Raw genomic sequence first — 14,602 nt, 5'->3', positions numbered from 1 at the left:
AGAGAACTCCGCGCACATGGGGCGCGCGGCGTACTCGGACGAGAGGGAGATAACATCATGTTGTATTACGCGTTGGTCTTTTTCATCATCGCGATCATCGCTGCCGCGCTCGGATTCGGCGGTATCGCGGCGGGCGCGGCGGGCATCGCGAAGATCCTGTTCTTCATATTCCTCGTGATTTTCCTCGTGACGCTGGTAATGGGCCTCATGCGACGTTGACGGCTCTCACGCAAAAGGCGTCGTGCCGAGGCTGGTCGGCACGACGCATTTTTTTTGTTCCTCGTTTAACGTAGCCGCCTGGACGAAAGATCGGTATCGTCGCAAATGACAACTTCTGGGTCATTTGCGCCATGCACATCGCGATACTCGCTCTCGATGGTCTCTTCGATACCGGCCTCGCCGTGACGCTCGACACGCTCAGAGCCGCGAACGGGTTGGCCGCGCGCACGATGGGCGGATCCCCGCGCTTCGATGTATCCACTGTTGGCGTGCGCAAGCGCGTGCGTTCGGGTCACGGCTTCGCGATTCCGGTGGAACCCGTCACGCCCGATTTGAAGCCGGACTGGGTCATCGTTCCGGCGCTCGCCGCGACGACGCCGGAACTGCTGCTGCCCGCACTGGAACGCGCCGACGTCAAGGACGCCGTGCGGCAATTGCAGAAGTGGCGCGCGCAAGGCGTATCGATCGGGGCGTCCTGCATCGGGACGTTTCTGCTCGCGGAAGCAGGATTGCTCGATCATCGGCAGGCGACATCGACGTGGTCGCTCGCGCCGCTTTTCAGGCAACGCTATCCGCATGTTCTGCTCGACGAATCGCGGATGCTCGTGCCGACCGATATCGGCGTGACGGCCGGCGCCGCGATGGGGCATCTCGATCTCGCGCTGTGGCTCGTGCGCAAGTCGAGCCCCGAGCTGGCCGCGCTCGTGTCGCGCTTTCTGCTCGCCGATATCCGCACGTCGCAGGCGCCGTACATCATCCCGAACCATCTCGCGCAGGCAGATCCGCTGATCCAGCGTTTCGAGCGCTGGGCGCGCGACCATCTGAAGGAAGGGTTTTCGCTGCAGCACGCGGCGAACGCGCTGGCGACGAGCACGCGCTCGCTTCAGCGCCGATGCCAGGAAGTGCTCGGCAAATCGCCGCTGGCGTACTTTCAGGACTTGCGCGTCGAACGCGCGCAATCGCTTCTGCACGGCAGCGGACTCGATCTCGAAGCGATCGCCGCCGAAGTCGGCTACGAAGACGGCGCGACTTTGCGAACGCTTTTACGTCAGCGCTTGGGACGCGGCGTGCGCGATCTGCGCGCCGGCCTGCGCTGACGATGCCTACAACGAACGCTCGATAGCCTTGCCGAGCAGATCGAGCCCGAGGTCGATCTCTTCCTCGCTCACGGTCAGCGGCGGCGCGATGCGGAACACGCCCCCCATGCCCGGCAATTGCACGATGTTCATGCTCAGGCCGAGATTCATGCATTCGCGCGTGATCTTCTCGCCGAGACCATCGGCGGGTTCCTTCGTGCGGCGATCCTTGACGATCTCCACGCCGAGCAGCAAGCCGCGGCCGCGCACGTCGCCGATGCAGTCGAAGCGCTCCATCAGATCGAGCAGGCCGCGTTGCAGGCGCGCGCTCATCACGTTCGCGCGCGCGACGAGGCCATCGCGTTCGACCACATCCAGCACGCGCAGGCCGACGGCGGCGGGCAGCGGATCGGATACGTGCGTCGTGTAGAACAGATAGCCGAGCGCATGCGCCTTCTCTTCGATTTCCGCCGATGTGACGACGGCCGCGAGCGGCAAGCCCGCGCCGAGCGTCTTCGATAGCGTGAGGATGTCGGGCGTGACGCCGTCGCGCTGGCACGCGAACATGGTGCCCGTCCGGCCGATGCCGGTTTGCGCTTCGTCGAGAATCAGCAGCATGCCGCGCTCTTCGCACTTGCGCTTTAGCGCCGCCATGTAGCCTTCCGGCAATTCGATGATGCCGCCAGAGCTCAGAATCGGTTCCGCGATGAACGCGGCGAGATTGCCGCTCGACTGCCGGTCGATGAGATCGAATGCGTAGTCGAGTTCCGCGAGCCAGTCGTATCGGCCGTTGTGCTCGAAGCGCGCGCGATATGGGAACGGCGCGGGAATCGCGAATGACCCGACCGCCGCGGGACCGACGCCCTTGCGCCCCGCGCTGTACGTTGCGGACGCCGCGTGACCCGTCATGCCGTGCCACGACTGCGCAAAGCCGACGACTTCGTATTTTCCGGTGACGAGCTTCGCCATGCGGATCGCGGCCTCGTTCGATTCGGCGCCGGTGCTCAGCAAGAGCGCGCGATCGAGACCGGCGGGCGTGATATCGGCGAGACGCGTCGCGAGATCGACGACGGGACGCGACAGCATCCCGCTGAAGAGATGATCCAGCTTGCCCGCATATTCGCCGATCACCGACACGATCTCGGGATGGCTGTGGCCAAGCACGGCGCTCATTTGTCCGGAGGTGAAATCGAGGATCGCGCGGCCATCGGCATCGTAGACGAAGCTGCCTTGCGCGCGCTCGATGATCATCGGCTCGAACGTGCCGCCGTAGCGGATGAGGTGCTGTCTGGCGTTGCGCCAGAAAGTTGCGTCGTTGTTCAGGGACACCGTGCTTCTCCTGGCGGGATAGGAAACAATCTGCAGTGTAGACAACGCTCAGGTTTTATAGAATCGAATAGTTCTAATGCGAGATAGAAGAGGCGCTAATACCTTGAGCCTGTCACTGGAAATCGAGTTGTTGCGCTCGTTTGCCGTCATCGCGGAAGTGCGCGCGCTGAGTCGCGCGGCCGAGCGCATCGGACGGACGCAATCGGCGCTGAGCCAGCAGATGAAGCGGCTCGAGGATATCGTCGATCAGCCGCTTTTTCAGCGCACCGGACGCGGCGTCGTGCTGACGAATCCCGGCGAGCGCCTGCTGGTTCACGCACAGCGCATCCTGCGTCTGCACGACGAGGCGATGGCCGATCTGTGCGGAAAAGGCTTGTCGGGCAGCATCCGCTTCGGCTGTCCGGACGATTACGCCGCCGTGTTCCTGCCGAGCCTGCTGCGGCAATTTTCGAGTCAGCATCCGCACGCGCTGGTGGAAGTCGTGTGCGGGCCGACGCCCCGGCTCGCCGAGCAACTGAAAAAGCGCGCACTCGATCTCGCGATGCTCTCGCTTCCCGAAGACAAACCCGGCGGCGAGGTCATCCGGCGCCAGCAACTGGTCTGGATCGGCTGTCCGGGGATGGATTCCGCGCATTACGATCCGTTGCCGCTCGCGCTCTCCGATCCGGACACGCTCGATCACATCGCCGCATGCGAAGCCTTGCAGCGCGCGGGCAGGGCGTATCGCATCGCGTACGCGAGCAGCAGTCTCGCGGGGCTCACGGCGCTGGTGCGCTCGGGGCAGGCGTTCGCGGTCATCACGCAGACCGCCGTGCCCGCCGATCTGTGCGTGCTGAATGCGGATGCCGGGCTGCCGGCCTTGCCGGGCGTCGGCATATCGCTGAAGTTCGCGCGCGAGCGTCCTTCGATGTTGACATCGGCGTTCGCGGAACACATCCGTCTCACGCTGCCGTTGTTGTGATGCAAGACCGATTGCGCGAATTAGGCCGCAAAACGGCCGCTTTCCGGGACATCGCGCATCGGGGACGCGGGCTAAGATACTTTCCATCTCCTCTAGCTCTTTCTTCTCAGGGAATGAGCGACTTTTGCGTCGTGCGGATAGCCTCTGCACGACGTTTTTCTTTGTGCGCGCCGGGCTACACTAGCCGCTCGTTTTCCGCACCCCGAACGCCATGCCGACTCGCAAACCCGCCACCGCCGATGCGTTGCAAGATCCGGCATTGTTGCGGCGTCTGTTGCGCGCCAAAGATCGCATGGACGCGTGTTCGCACGAGGACTGGCCGGTCAGCCGTCTGGCCGAAGTCAGCGGGGTCTCCGAAGCGCATTTCGCGCGATCGTTCAAGCGCGCGTTCGGCGTTCCGCCGCATCGCTATCTGCTGACGCGGCGCATCGAGCAGGCCGTCACGCTGTTGCGCGACACCGAGCTCGCCATCACGGATATTGCCTTCGTCACCGGCTGGGAAAGTCTCGGAACGTTCGGCCGCATCTTTCGCGATATCACCGGCCACAGTCCGAGCGCGATGCGCGTGCAAGCGCGCGCCGGCGTCGACGCGCTCGATCGCGTGCCCGCGTGCGTGCTGAAGGCCGCGCAACGACCCGATCTCACGATCGCAGTTTTGGAGAAGCGGCGGCGCGGTGCGAAAGGTACAGTGCGGCCATCTTCAACGAAGGAGGTCACATGAATCAGGGCATCGGCGTGGTGGGCATCTATGTCGACGATCAGGACGAAGCGCTTGCGTTTTACGTCGACAAGCTCGGTTTTCGCGTTCATACCGACGTGCGCAACGGCACGTATCGATGGCTCACGGTGCAGCATCCGGATCAGCCGTCGTTTCAGCTCGGCCTGTTCGCGCCGGGCGCGCCGATCCACGACGATGCGACCGCGCAAACGCTGCGCGCGATGGTCGCAAAGGGCGCGATGCCGCCGCTCGTGCTGTCCGTCGCGGACTGCCGCGCGACTTACGAGCGGCTGAAGGCGAGCGGCGTGGAGTTCACGCAGGAACCGGTCGATCGCTACGGCAGCGTCGATGCCGGTTTTCGCGATCCCGCGGGCAATGGCTGGAAGATGATTCAAGCGCCATCGGGACGGTAAATGTCCTGATTAGCCGGGAGGATGAAGTCTGTTCGTAGAGTGCTTAGAACATGACCGAAACCTCATATCAACCGCCCCGAGACATGTCGACGCTCGTGCTGGCGTGGATCCGGCGCGCGCGCGAATCGCAGATTCGTCATTACACGATGGCCGACCGGCTGACGCGCTGCGGCAGACGGCTCGGGCTTGCGGTCATCGGCATCACGGCGGCGACGGGCACGTCGGCGTTTTTATCGCTCGTAGCGACGGCGGTGTCGCCGGATGTGCACGTCCTGATCGGGATGACGAGTCTGAGCGCCGCCGTGCTCGCCTCGTTGCAGACCTTTTTGCGCTATAGCGAGCGTGCGGAATTGCATCGCCGTGCGGGTGCGCAGTACGGCGCCGTGCGGCGGCGTCTCGAAGCGATTCATGCGGCAGATGTTTCTCTGCGTGATGCGTGTGTCGTCGATGCAGTGCGCGATGAACTCGACCAGATCGCACAGACGGCGCCGCATTTGCCGCGCGCATGATTAATCATTAGTAAAGTTCCGAGTGCTGATTAGTCATTTATTAGACGTAGCGAAGGAAACCCGCTATTCGACTGACAAATGACCCTGTTCAAAAGGGGTTGTTTGTGCTTCCGAAACAATGCCCGGTGTGCTACGGTAATTCGTATGTATTACCTGCGACCGGACGATCGCTGATTGTCGATCGGCCTTCCGAAATGATTCGGATGGAGTGTGACAATGGAACAGCGAGGCGATGGCTCGCTTTATTTCGTCATCTGCCCCCGATGTGAAACCCTTTCATCAGTAGAAGAAAGCGTGTGCCCGTTTTGCGGCGCCGACCGCCACGGGGCCGTGCTGACGAGGGGCGCGGAGACAGCTCTGCGGGCAGTCGAGGCGGCGCGAGGCGTGACGCGCCAGTTCGCGCCACAGGGCGAAGTGGCCCGCGTGCGATGGCCGGCGCGTTCGAGAACATACGAAGCGCGTTTACCCGCGCCTGCGCGTGCCTCCATCGCCAATGGCGCTGCCGTGCTTGCGACGGGGCGTCCATCGCATTCGATACTCGCAACGGTCGTCATGGCCGCCGTCGTGCTCGGTGCGTGTTTTCTCGCGCGTGCTTACTTCGAGCAGCACGGATCGACACCGCGCGCGGGAACGCTGCCTGTGGCCGTCGCAGGCACGGTCCGTCCGATCGAGACGAAGGCCGCGCCGATCGCCGCCATTAATATCGATTCGGCGGACAGAATCGTGGACGGCCCGCTGCGCTCCGCTGCGCGTCCGTCAGCGGAAGCTGCGTCGCCACTGATTCCTGTCACGGCATCGAGCAAGGACAGCACGCGGCAGAGCGTGATTCCCGAACGCTCGATCGCAAAAAAACCGTCGACGCACGGCGCGAAGCAATCGGTCAAGACATCGAAAGCGAAACCCGTATCGAAGTCGGCTTCTGCATGTTCGCGCAAGTCCGAGCGCGCGTGCGCTGAAGCAGCGAAAGGCCGCGTATCCAGGACCGAGCCGAAGCAGCGTCAGACGCGCGCGGCGCCGCCTGCTGGGCCCGTCGCACGAGCGAAAACCGACACGAAGGAATTTCAGAAGGTCGCGGCCATCGCTCCGGCGGTGAAGCCCGCGATGACCGCCGACGATAGCTGGCGTCCGAGCAAGAAGAAGAACTGAAAACCCGCGCGGATCGGAAAGGAAAGGGAAGCGCTTCGCGCGGGACGCGAAGCGCGCTGACGATCTTATTCGACGGCTTCCCAGTGTTCGTCGACGGTCTTGTCGGTTACGCGTACCTTCGCGACCATGGGCGCATAGCCGCGCAGCTTGATTTCATCGACGGCGAGCCGCTCTGAACGATAACTCTGCTGCGTCATTCTCGTACCGTCAGGGAATTCGAGCGCGTAACCGTCGATCGGTCCCCACTGGCCCTTCGGCATCGGTTCGACATAGACATTCTGCATCGCGTTTCTCCAGCTTGATTGGAAAGCACCGGGCGGTTCGCATTGGCGAACGTGCGCCTCTTGTATAAGAGGTTAGCGAAGAAAGGGACGCGGCCGGCGACGATGCGCGACGTCGCGAAGCAAATAATTATCGAAGTAAATCAATGCTCTAGTTGCGGGTTCCCATGATGAGAAAGCCCATTCTCCGATATGCAACTCGCGGCATGCTGCCATGCAGCGCGCGTTTTCGTGAAACGGACCTTCATTGCATATCGTGGAAGTCAGTGATGCACGGCGCTGCGGCGATCGGCATCGAGATAGTTGTTGATCGTCGGCGCGACGTCCGCCGCGACGGATGCGAAGCGAAAGCCGTTGCGTCCCTTGCGCTTCGCTTCGTACATCGCGCGATCCGCGTCGCCGAGCATCGCTTCGGCGGACGTGTCGAAGCCGCCCGCGCACATCGCGATGCCGACGCTCGTGCCGAGATGCGCTTCGACGCGGCCGAGTTCGAACGGCCGTCCGATCGCGCGGCAAATGTCCTGCGCGATGCGGCTGCATGCACTCGATGACGAAATCCCGCGCGCCAGCAGCACGAATTCATCGCCGGCGAGGCGGCAGACGAGATCGCCCGCGCGCGTCGTCTTTTTCAGGCGCGCGGCCACCTGTATCAACAGCGCGTCGCCGACGTCGTGACCGTGCTGATCGTTGATGCTCTTGAAGCCGTCGAGGTCCATGAAGAAGAGCGCGAAAGGCACGGCGTCATCGCGGGCGGCATCGACGGAAAGCGCGAGTTGCTCGGCGAGCGCGCGCCGGTTCGGCAGGCCCGTGAGCGCGTCGAGCATGACTTCGGAGCGCATCTGATTTTCGCGCCGCTTGGTCTCGGTGATGTCCTGCGACATGATGTAGAAACCGGCAATTTCCTCGCGCTGAAACTCGGGAATATACGTCGCGTTCCAGACGCGGCTCGGCGCGCCTTCATAGACGATGTCCTCGTGCGTCACGCGTTCGCCGGCGAGCACGCGGCGAAAGTAAGGCAGACAGCGCTCGAAGGTCGACGCGCCGATCGTGTCGCGCACAGTCTTGCCACGCAACGCCGAAGGCTCGACGCCGAACACCTCGCGATACACCTGATTGTTGAAGCGATAGCGCAGGTCAGCATCGACGTGTGCGATGAGAACGGGCAGATTGTCCGTGATCGTCTGCAGCGCGGCGCGATTGCTGGTGAGCTCGCGCGTGCGTTCGAGCACGCGGCGCTCCAGTTCCTGCCGATAATCGCGCAACACCTGTTCGCTGTATTTGCGGCTCGAGATGTCGTGCGCGACGCTCACGAAATGCAGCGGCTCGCCGCGTTCGTCGCGAATCAACGCGACGGAAAGCTCGACCCAAACCGGCTCGCCGTTACGGCGGCGATATCGTTTTTCCAGCGTATACGTCTTGCTCGTGCCGTCGAGCAGTTCCGCGACGAGTTGCAGATCGGCCGACAGATCCGCTTCGTCGGTGATCTGCTGAAAGGTCATCGTGACGAGTTCATCGGCGCTATAACCGGTGATTTCGCACAGCTTCGGATTCACTTCGACGAAGCGGCCCTCCAGATCGACGATAGCCTTGCCCGTCGGCGTCTGTTCGAAGATCGTATGAAAGCGCGTCTCGGACAGGCGCAGCTTGCGGCGGTCGGCTTCCTGAATCTCACGCGTTTCGCGCGCGGCTTCGCGCTGCACGATCTCGCGCTCGACGGTCGCCGCGAGATCGCACAGCGCGGCCTGCGTGCTTGCCGTGAGTTTGCGCGGCTTCGTGTCGATCGCGCAAAGCGTGCCGAGCACGAGACCTCTGGACGAGCGCAACGGCACGCCCGCATAGAAGCGGATGTGTGGCGCGCCCCTGACGAGCGGATTGCCGGCGAAGCGCGCATCCGCGTGAGCGTCCTCGACGAGCAGCAGACGTTCGGAGTGAAGCGCGTGCGCGCAGAACGACACGTCGCGCGCGGTTTCGCATACATCGAGTCCGACACGCGACTTGAACCATTGCCGATGTTCATCGACGAGCGATACCAGCGCGATCGGCACCTGCAACAGCTCGGCGACGACGCGCGTTACGCGGTCGAACACTTCTTCCTGTGGCGTGTCGAGCAGGTCGAGACTGTGCAGCAACTGGAGCCGCTTCGCTTCGTCGGCGGGCAGAGGCGCCGTGTGCCATTCGTGTACGGGTTGCAAGGTTCTTCTCGATTCGGTATTCGCCATCGGGCCCAATGCCACGATGAGCAATTTATCGAACCTTCCGCAATCCCGATTCGCCGATCAAAGGCCGGCTTTTCCCTCAGTTCGCGAGATGTGCCTTACGGACGAAATGACGCAGAGCGGTCAGAGCCCCAGGCAAACCGCCCCGACCGCGACCACCACGCAGGCGAGCCAGCGCCTCGCGCTGACGGCTTCCTGAAGGAACACGCGCCCGATGAGCGCCGCGAACACGACGCTCGTTTCGCGCAACGCGGAGACCGTGCCCATCGCGCCGGATTGCATCGCCCAGATCACGATGCCGTAAGCCGCGATCGACACGAGGCCGCCCGCGAGCGACGAACCCACGGCCATCGGCGCTCGCTTCACGGGCGTCCATAGCGCCGCGGGCCCGCGTTTCGCGACGAAAATCATCGGCATGAACCAATAGAACATGAACATCCACGCGGTGTAGGTGAGCGCTTCGCCATCGGACAGACGCACGCCGATGCCGTCGATCACCGTGTAGATCGCGATGGTCACGCCCGTCGTCAACGCGGCGAGCACCCCCGCGCGCGATACGCGGCCGCCCTGCAATGCAAGCGCGATGATGCCGCCCGAGATCAGCACGATCCCGAGCGCATGCAGCAGGCCGATCGCCTCGTGCGCGAAGATGGCCGCGCCGAGCGTGACGAGCATCGGCGACGATCCGCGCGCGATCGGATAAGCCTGCGCGAGATCGCCGCGCCGATACGAGCGCACGAGGCTCACGTTGTAGACGATATGCACGAGCCCCGACGCGACGATGTAGGGCCACGCGGCTTTCGCGGGCATCGGCAGATAGAAGACGACGATCGCGGACACGGCGCCGATCGCGATGCTCATCCACGTCATCGAGAGGAACCGGTCGCGGTTGCCATGGAGCATCGCGTTCCAGCTTGCGTGGAGCACGGCTGCCAAGAGAACGACACCGCCGGTGTAGGTGAACATGCTTTCTTATGTCGGTTATATGACGGATAGTTACTAGAATAACTATCTTGTGAGCCGCTCACAAACCATATAAATTGGATCGTCGCGTTAGAAAAGCTCTTGCGAATGAGACCGGCATTGCCTTCACTCAATGCGTTGCGCGCTTTCGAAGCCGCTGGGCGACTCGGTAGCTTCAAGGAAGCTGCAGCCGAGCTGCATGTCACGCACGGGGCGATCAGCCAGCAAGTGCGTTTGCTCGAAGCGTGGCTCGGCGCGCCCCTGTTCGAGCGTCATAACCGGCGTGTGGTGTTGACCCCGGCGGCGCGCGTCTATCTCGCGCAAATCGGTCCGCTCTTCGATCGGCTCTCGCAGGCCACGGCGCGCTATGGCGTGTCCGAGGCCCTGTCGCGCACGCTCACCGTGAATGCGCCCGCTACCTTCACGTTGCGCTGGCTCGTGCCGAGGCTCGAACAATTTCGCGCGCGTCATCCCGATGTGGAAGTCAGGATAGAGACATCGAACGAACCGGTAGAAAGCCTGAAGGACACATACGACATCGTGATTCGCGGCGGCCCCGACACGTTTTACGGTTACGTGATGCGGCGCTTTCTCGAAGAGGAACGTCTGCCGGTGTGCAGCCCCACGCTGTCCAAACGTCTTCCTTTGCAGACGCCTGAAGACTTGCGGCGGCACACGCTGCTGCACACGTCGAGCTTGCCGCGCGTCTGGCCGGATTGGCTCGCGCAGGCGGGCATCGCGGCGCTCACGCCAGCGGCGGTGCTCACCTTCGATCACTTCTATCTGACCTTGCAGGCCGCTGTCGATGGCATGGGCATCGCGATGGGCCCGACCGCGCTCGTCGCCGACGATCTCGCGTCAGGCCGTCTCGTTGCGCCATTCGACGGGCCGCGTTTGCCGTCGCGAAGCTATTGCACGTATGTCGCCGATGAAAAAGCGGGGCACGATCTGATCGTGCTGTTTCGCGCATGGCTCGAACAAGAAGGACAAGCGTTCGCGACCGAGCACGACGTGTGAGCCTGCGCCGCGCTGCATTCGTGCGAACTATGCAGAAATTTAACTATCTGGTTAGAATGCACGGGTTTACGCTAATACCCCGGCCGGTCTGACTGATCGCGCGGGACATGCGATCCAGCCGCGCACATCGGCGCACGCGTGCATGCGTCGCCGCTTCTCGCGTGTCGCGGTATCGACTTCACGGAACGCTTTCATCGCGCGGTGCGATACGGCCGCGGCATTCCTGTTCGTCGCCGAAGCCGGATCGCATGGCAGATTCCTGGAGAAGATTTCGATGTCTACGAGTAAAGCCCGTCTTTCAGCCGCGCTGAGAGCAGGGTGTGTTGTGCTGGGCCTCGCGCTGTTGGCCACTGGTCTGATTTTCGTCGTCGGCGGCGCAAAGCTCGCGCTTCTGCACGGCAGCGCGTATTTCGTGATCGCGGGAGCGGTTATCGTCGTATCCGCGGTGCAGTTCATGCGGGCGAAGTCGTCGGCTGTGCTCGCCTTCGGCGCGGTATTTATCGGCACGCTCGTGTGGGCGCCGATCGACGGCGGTTTCGATTTCTGGCCGCTCGTGTCGCGGCTGATACTGCCGGCCGGCTTCATGATGCTCGCGCTGCTTACATGGCCATCGTTGCGCACGCATGAGACGGGCAAGCCCGCGTCGAAGCGCGCGTATGCGTTCGCTGGCGTCATCGCGCTTTGCATGCTCGTTACCTTCGTGCAGATGTTCGAGCCGCATCCGACCGTCGCATCCGATGGCAATGAAACGCCGCTCGTGCCCGTCGCGAAGGAGCACGCGCAGAAGGACTGGAGCAACTACGGCAACACGGCCGGCGGCAGCCGCTTCGTGGCGCTCGATCAGATCACGCGCGATAACGTGAAGGATCTGCGTGTCGCGTGGACCTTCCATACGGGCGATGTCCCCGAAAGCCCGACCGGCAACGGCGCGGAAGATCAGGAGACGCCACTGCAGATCGGCGACCGCATCTACCTGTGCACGCCGCACAACAACGTGATCGCCGTCGATGCCGACAGCGGCAAGCAGATCTGGAAGCGCGAGATCAACGCGCGGGCGCAGGTCTGGAACCGCTGTCGCGGCCTCGCGTATTTCGATGCGACGAAACCTGTGGCGCAACCGACGATAAACGGTTCGACGCCTGTGACCCCCGTTTCCATCGCGGCGGGCGCAAGCTGCCAGCGCCGCTTGCTGATGAACACGATCGATGCGCGTCTCGTCGCCATCGATGCCGACACCGGCGCGCTGTGCGAAGGCTTCGGCGAACACGGCTTCGTGAACCTGAAAGCGGGTCTCGGCGCGGCCGACGATCCGAAGTATCAGCTCACGTCGGCGCCGACGCTCGCGGGCACGACCGTCGTCGTGGGCGGACGCGTGGCCGACAACGTGCAGACCGACATGCCGGGCGGCGTATTGCGCGGCTTCGACGTCATTACCGGCGAGATGCGCTGGGCGTTCGATCCGGGCCGCGACGACCCCAACGCGCGCCTGCAACCGGGTCAGACTTACGCGCGCAGCACGCCGAATTCGTGGGCGCCGATGTCCTACGACGCCGCGATGAACACTGTCTTCATCCCGATGGGCAGCTCGTCGGTGGACTTGTGGGGCGGCAATCGCACGCCGCTGGATCACAAGTACGCGACGTCGATCCTCGCGCTCGATGCGACCACCGGCAAGGAAAAGTGGGTGTACCAGACGGTCCACAACGATCTGTGGGACTTCGACGTTCCGATGCAGCCGAGCCTCGTCGACTTTCCCGAGAAGGATGGATCGACGAAGCCCGCGGTCGTGTTCGGCACGAAATCCGGTCAGATCTTCGTGCTCGACCGCATGACGGGCAAGCCGCTTACGCGCGTCGAAGAACGCAAGGTGAAGACGGGCACGATTGCGCAGGAACAGTACTCGTCGACGCAGCCGTTCTCGGCCGGCATGCCGACGATCGGCGCGGACACGCTGAAGGAATCGGACATGTGGGGCGCGACGCCGTTCGATCAGTTGATGTGCCGCATCAGCTTCAAGTCGATGCGCTATGACGGCCTCTTCACCGCCCCCGACACCGATGTCTCGCTGAGCTTCCCGGGATCGCTCGGCGGCATGAACTGGGGCAGCCTGTCGACGGATCCGAATCATCACGTCGTCTTCGTGAACGACATGCGCCTCGGTCTCTGGGTGCAGATGATTCCGCAAAAGACCGACAGCGCGCCCGCGAGCAACGGCGGCGAAGCCGTCAACACGGGCATGGGCGCGGTGCCGCTGAAGGGCACGCCGTATGCCGTGAACAAGAACCGCTTCATGTCGCCGCTCGGCATTCCGTGCCAGAAGCCGCCGTTCGGCACGCTCTCCGCGGTCGATCTGAAGACGCAAAAGATCGTGTGGCAAGTGCCCGTCGGCACCGTGCAGGATACGGGTCCGTTCGGCATCAAGATGCGCGTGAAGATGCCCATCGGCATGCCGACGCTCGGCGGCACGCTCGCGACGCAAGGCGGCCTCGTGTTCATCGCGGGCACGCAGGACTATTATCTGCGTGCGTTCGACAGCGCCACCGGCAAGGAAGTGTGGAAGGCGCGCTTGCCGGTCGGAAGCCAGGGCGGTCCGATGAGCTATGTGTCGCCGAAGACGGGCAAGCAATACGTGCTGATTTCGGCGGGCGGCGCGCGGCAATCGCCGGATCGTGGCGATTACGTCATCGCGTATGCATTGAACCACTGATCGTACGAACCGAAGATTTCATGCGTCTGACCAACACTTTCATTTGCCTGCTGGCTGTATCGATGCTGTGCGGCATCGGTGCAACGTCCGCGCATGCGCAGAGCGCCGTGACCTTGTACGGCAGCATCGATACGAGCATCGAAGTGACGAACCCGGGCTCGTCGTGGACGCCGCGCATGGATTCGGGCGCGTATCGCGGCTCGCGCTTCGGCTTGCGCGGCTACGAGCAATTGAGCGGCGATACGCGTCTGCTCTTCGATCTGGAAAGCGGCTTCAGTTCCGCCGACGGCACCTTCGCGACGGCCAACACGATCTTCAATCGACAGGCGTGGATCGGGCTCGGCGCGCCGTGGGGCGAGTTGCGCTTCGGCCGGCAGTATTCGCCGATCTACATTCCGTTCAAGGGCGGACTCGATGCATTCGGTGCGGGCACGATCGCGTCGGGGCTCAACAATCTGTCGAAGATCACGCCTTACACGAATAACGGCATCACGTATCTGTCGCCCGATTTTCACGGCTTCACGACGACGCTCATGGTCGCATTGCGCGATAGCGGCAACGGCAACGGGCTATCGGGGAACTACGAGACGTTCGCGTATCACAGCGGGCCGTTTCGCATTTCGTACGCGCATCAGGACACGCAAGGCGACACCGGCTTGCGTGCGAATCTCGGCGGCGTGTCGTATCGCTTCGGCAAGACGACGGCCTTCCTCTCGTACTTCAACGGCGATGGCGGGTCGCCGCGCTATCACAACGACGGTCTTTCGGTCTCGATGCGCTACGCGGTGACGCCGCGCCTGCGCGCATCGCTCGGCTATGCGTATGCACGCGATCGCTCGGGCAGCGATAACGACGCTGACCAGTTCAGCGTTGCGTGCGAATACGATCTCTCGCCGAAGGTGCTGCTTTACGCGAGCGGCGCGATGCTGCGCAATCATGGCGACGCGACCTTCACGCTGCGCGGCGTGAACGTAGTCGGGATTCCGGCGGCTTATCCCGGCGCGCCGGTGCGCGGCGTGCAGGTTGGCATGATCGACCGGTTCTGAT

At 63.2% G+C, this 14,602-nt stretch carries 14 protein-coding genes; 10 read left to right on the top strand and 4 right to left on the bottom strand.

All coding sequences use genetic code 11. The features are described from left to right. Positions 1–57: 57 nt before the first annotated feature. Together QCE49_RS18065 and QCE49_RS18060 are read left to right on the top strand one after the other, a co-directional pair. The gene (locus tag QCE49_RS18065) at positions 58–219 is read left to right on the top strand and encodes a DUF1328 family protein (RefSeq protein WP_008346326.1); all 162 of its coding nucleotides are present in this window, start codon (positions 58–60) and stop codon (positions 217–219) included. A 131-nt stretch (positions 220–350) separates the two neighbouring features. Continuing rightward, a complete protein-coding gene (locus QCE49_RS18060) occupies positions 351–1,316 on the top strand; it encodes a GlxA family transcriptional regulator (protein ID WP_175980239.1) in 966 nt (321 codons plus the stop codon). Positions 1,317–1,322: 6 nt separating this feature from the next. Here the strand turns inward: QCE49_RS18060 and QCE49_RS18055 are convergent, their stop codons facing one another. Further along, on the bottom strand, positions 1,323–2,624 hold the full coding sequence (locus tag QCE49_RS18055; protein ID WP_250458770.1) for an aspartate aminotransferase family protein: 1,302 nt from the start codon (positions 2,622–2,624) through the stop codon (positions 1,323–1,325). Positions 2,625–2,700: 76 nt separating this feature from the next. Between QCE49_RS18055 and QCE49_RS18050 the strand changes: the two genes are divergently transcribed. From QCE49_RS18050 to QCE49_RS18030, 5 genes are all read left to right on the top strand, one after another. Further along, positions 2,701–3,585: a LysR family transcriptional regulator gene (locus QCE49_RS18050; protein ID WP_250437588.1), complete on the top strand. Its 885-nt coding sequence runs from the start codon at positions 2,701–2,703 to the stop codon at positions 3,583–3,585. 211 nt (positions 3,586–3,796) lie between these two features. Continuing rightward, on the top strand, positions 3,797–4,306 hold the full coding sequence (locus QCE49_RS18045) for a helix-turn-helix domain-containing protein (protein ID WP_008346330.1): 510 nt from the start codon (positions 3,797–3,799) through the stop codon (positions 4,304–4,306). Beyond that, positions 4,303–4,716 (top strand): VOC family protein, encoded by a 414-nt coding sequence (locus QCE49_RS18040; RefSeq protein ID WP_008346331.1) that lies wholly within the window; start codon positions 4,303–4,305, stop codon positions 4,714–4,716. The genes QCE49_RS18045 and QCE49_RS18040 overlap by 4 nt, the downstream gene beginning before the upstream one ends. 50 nt (positions 4,717–4,766) lie before the next feature. Continuing rightward, positions 4,767–5,225 (top strand): SLATT domain-containing protein, encoded by a 459-nt coding sequence (locus QCE49_RS18035; RefSeq protein WP_250441362.1) that lies wholly within the window; start codon positions 4,767–4,769, stop codon positions 5,223–5,225. Between the two features lie 384 nt (positions 5,226–5,609). After that, positions 5,610–6,371 carry a hypothetical protein gene (locus QCE49_RS18030; RefSeq protein ID WP_250458772.1) on the top strand — a complete coding sequence of 254 codons (762 nt, stop codon included), beginning with the start codon at positions 5,610–5,612 and terminating at the stop codon, positions 6,369–6,371. Between the two features lie 65 nt (positions 6,372–6,436). On the opposite strand, the gene QCE49_RS18025 is transcribed toward QCE49_RS18030, so the two are convergent. The 3 genes from QCE49_RS18025 to QCE49_RS18015 form a co-directional block, all read right to left on the bottom strand. Continuing rightward, on the bottom strand, positions 6,437–6,655 hold the full coding sequence (locus QCE49_RS18025) for a hypothetical protein (protein ID WP_008346335.1): 219 nt from the start codon (positions 6,653–6,655) through the stop codon (positions 6,437–6,439). Between the two features lie 260 nt (positions 6,656–6,915). Next, the gene (locus QCE49_RS18020) at positions 6,916–8,844 is read right to left on the bottom strand and encodes a diguanylate cyclase domain-containing protein (RefSeq protein ID WP_250458783.1); all 1,929 of its coding nucleotides are present in this window, start codon (positions 8,842–8,844) and stop codon (positions 6,916–6,918) included. A gap of 147 nt (positions 8,845–8,991) precedes the next feature. Further along, positions 8,992–9,834: an EamA family transporter gene (locus QCE49_RS18015; RefSeq protein ID WP_250458785.1), complete on the bottom strand. Its 843-nt coding sequence runs from the start codon at positions 9,832–9,834 to the stop codon at positions 8,992–8,994. 105 nt (positions 9,835–9,939) lie between these two features. Here QCE49_RS18015 and gcvA point away from each other — a divergent pair, with 105 nt between their 5' ends. The 3 genes from gcvA to QCE49_RS18000 all read left to right on the top strand — a co-directional run bounded on the left by gcvA (position 9,940) and on the right by QCE49_RS18000 (position 14,601). Continuing rightward, positions 9,940–10,848, top strand: a complete 909-nt coding sequence (gcvA, locus tag QCE49_RS18010) for a transcriptional regulator GcvA (protein WP_175980234.1) — start codon at positions 9,940–9,942, stop codon at positions 10,846–10,848. Positions 10,849–11,122: 274 nt separating this feature from the next. Next, complete coding sequence (locus QCE49_RS18005; protein ID WP_250458787.1) at positions 11,123–13,555, top strand: glucose/quinate/shikimate family membrane-bound PQQ-dependent dehydrogenase; 2,433 nt, start codon at positions 11,123–11,125, stop codon at positions 13,553–13,555. A gap of 62 nt (positions 13,556–13,617) precedes the next feature. Next, the gene (locus QCE49_RS18000; protein WP_409017315.1) at positions 13,618–14,601 is read left to right on the top strand and encodes a porin; all 984 of its coding nucleotides are present in this window, start codon (positions 13,618–13,620) and stop codon (positions 14,599–14,601) included. Position 14,602 lies beyond the last annotated feature (1 nt).

The organism is Caballeronia sp. LZ008 (genome assembly GCF_031451435.1).
GTDB classification, from domain to species: Bacteria; Pseudomonadota; Gammaproteobacteria; order Burkholderiales; family Burkholderiaceae; genus Caballeronia; species Caballeronia zhejiangensis.
Note: the sequence above shows the minus strand (reverse complement) of the source record. Positions and strands in the feature narration are given on the sequence as shown.

Bases quoted from the DNA above. Each gene is read 5' to 3' on its own strand.
- QCE49_RS18000 (WP_409017315.1), top strand. From the start codon at position 13,618: ATGCTGTGCGGCATCGGTGCAACGTCCGCGCATGCGCAGAGCGCCGTG.
- QCE49_RS18035 (WP_250441362.1), top strand. From the start codon at position 4,767: ATGACCGAAACCTCATATCAACCGCCCCGAGACATGTCGACGCTCGTG.
- gcvA (WP_175980234.1), top strand. From the start codon at position 9,940: ATGAGACCGGCATTGCCTTCACTCAATGCGTTGCGCGCTTTCGAAGCC.
- QCE49_RS18015 (WP_250458785.1), bottom strand. From the start codon at position 9,834: ATGTTCACCTACACCGGCGGTGTCGTTCTCTTGGCAGCCGTGCTCCAC.
- QCE49_RS18040 (WP_008346331.1), top strand. From the start codon at position 4,303: ATGAATCAGGGCATCGGCGTGGTGGGCATCTATGTCGACGATCAGGAC.
- QCE49_RS18045 (WP_008346330.1), top strand. From the start codon at position 3,797: ATGCCGACTCGCAAACCCGCCACCGCCGATGCGTTGCAAGATCCGGCA.
- QCE49_RS18050 (WP_250437588.1), top strand. From the start codon at position 2,701: ATGCGAGATAGAAGAGGCGCTAATACCTTGAGCCTGTCACTGGAAATC.
- QCE49_RS18065 (WP_008346326.1), top strand. From the start codon at position 58: ATGTTGTATTACGCGTTGGTCTTTTTCATCATCGCGATCATCGCTGCC.
- QCE49_RS18005 (WP_250458787.1), top strand. From the start codon at position 11,123: ATGTCTACGAGTAAAGCCCGTCTTTCAGCCGCGCTGAGAGCAGGGTGT.
- QCE49_RS18060 (WP_175980239.1), top strand. From the start codon at position 351: ATGCACATCGCGATACTCGCTCTCGATGGTCTCTTCGATACCGGCCTC.
- QCE49_RS18025 (WP_008346335.1), bottom strand. From the start codon at position 6,655: ATGCAGAATGTCTATGTCGAACCGATGCCGAAGGGCCAGTGGGGACCG.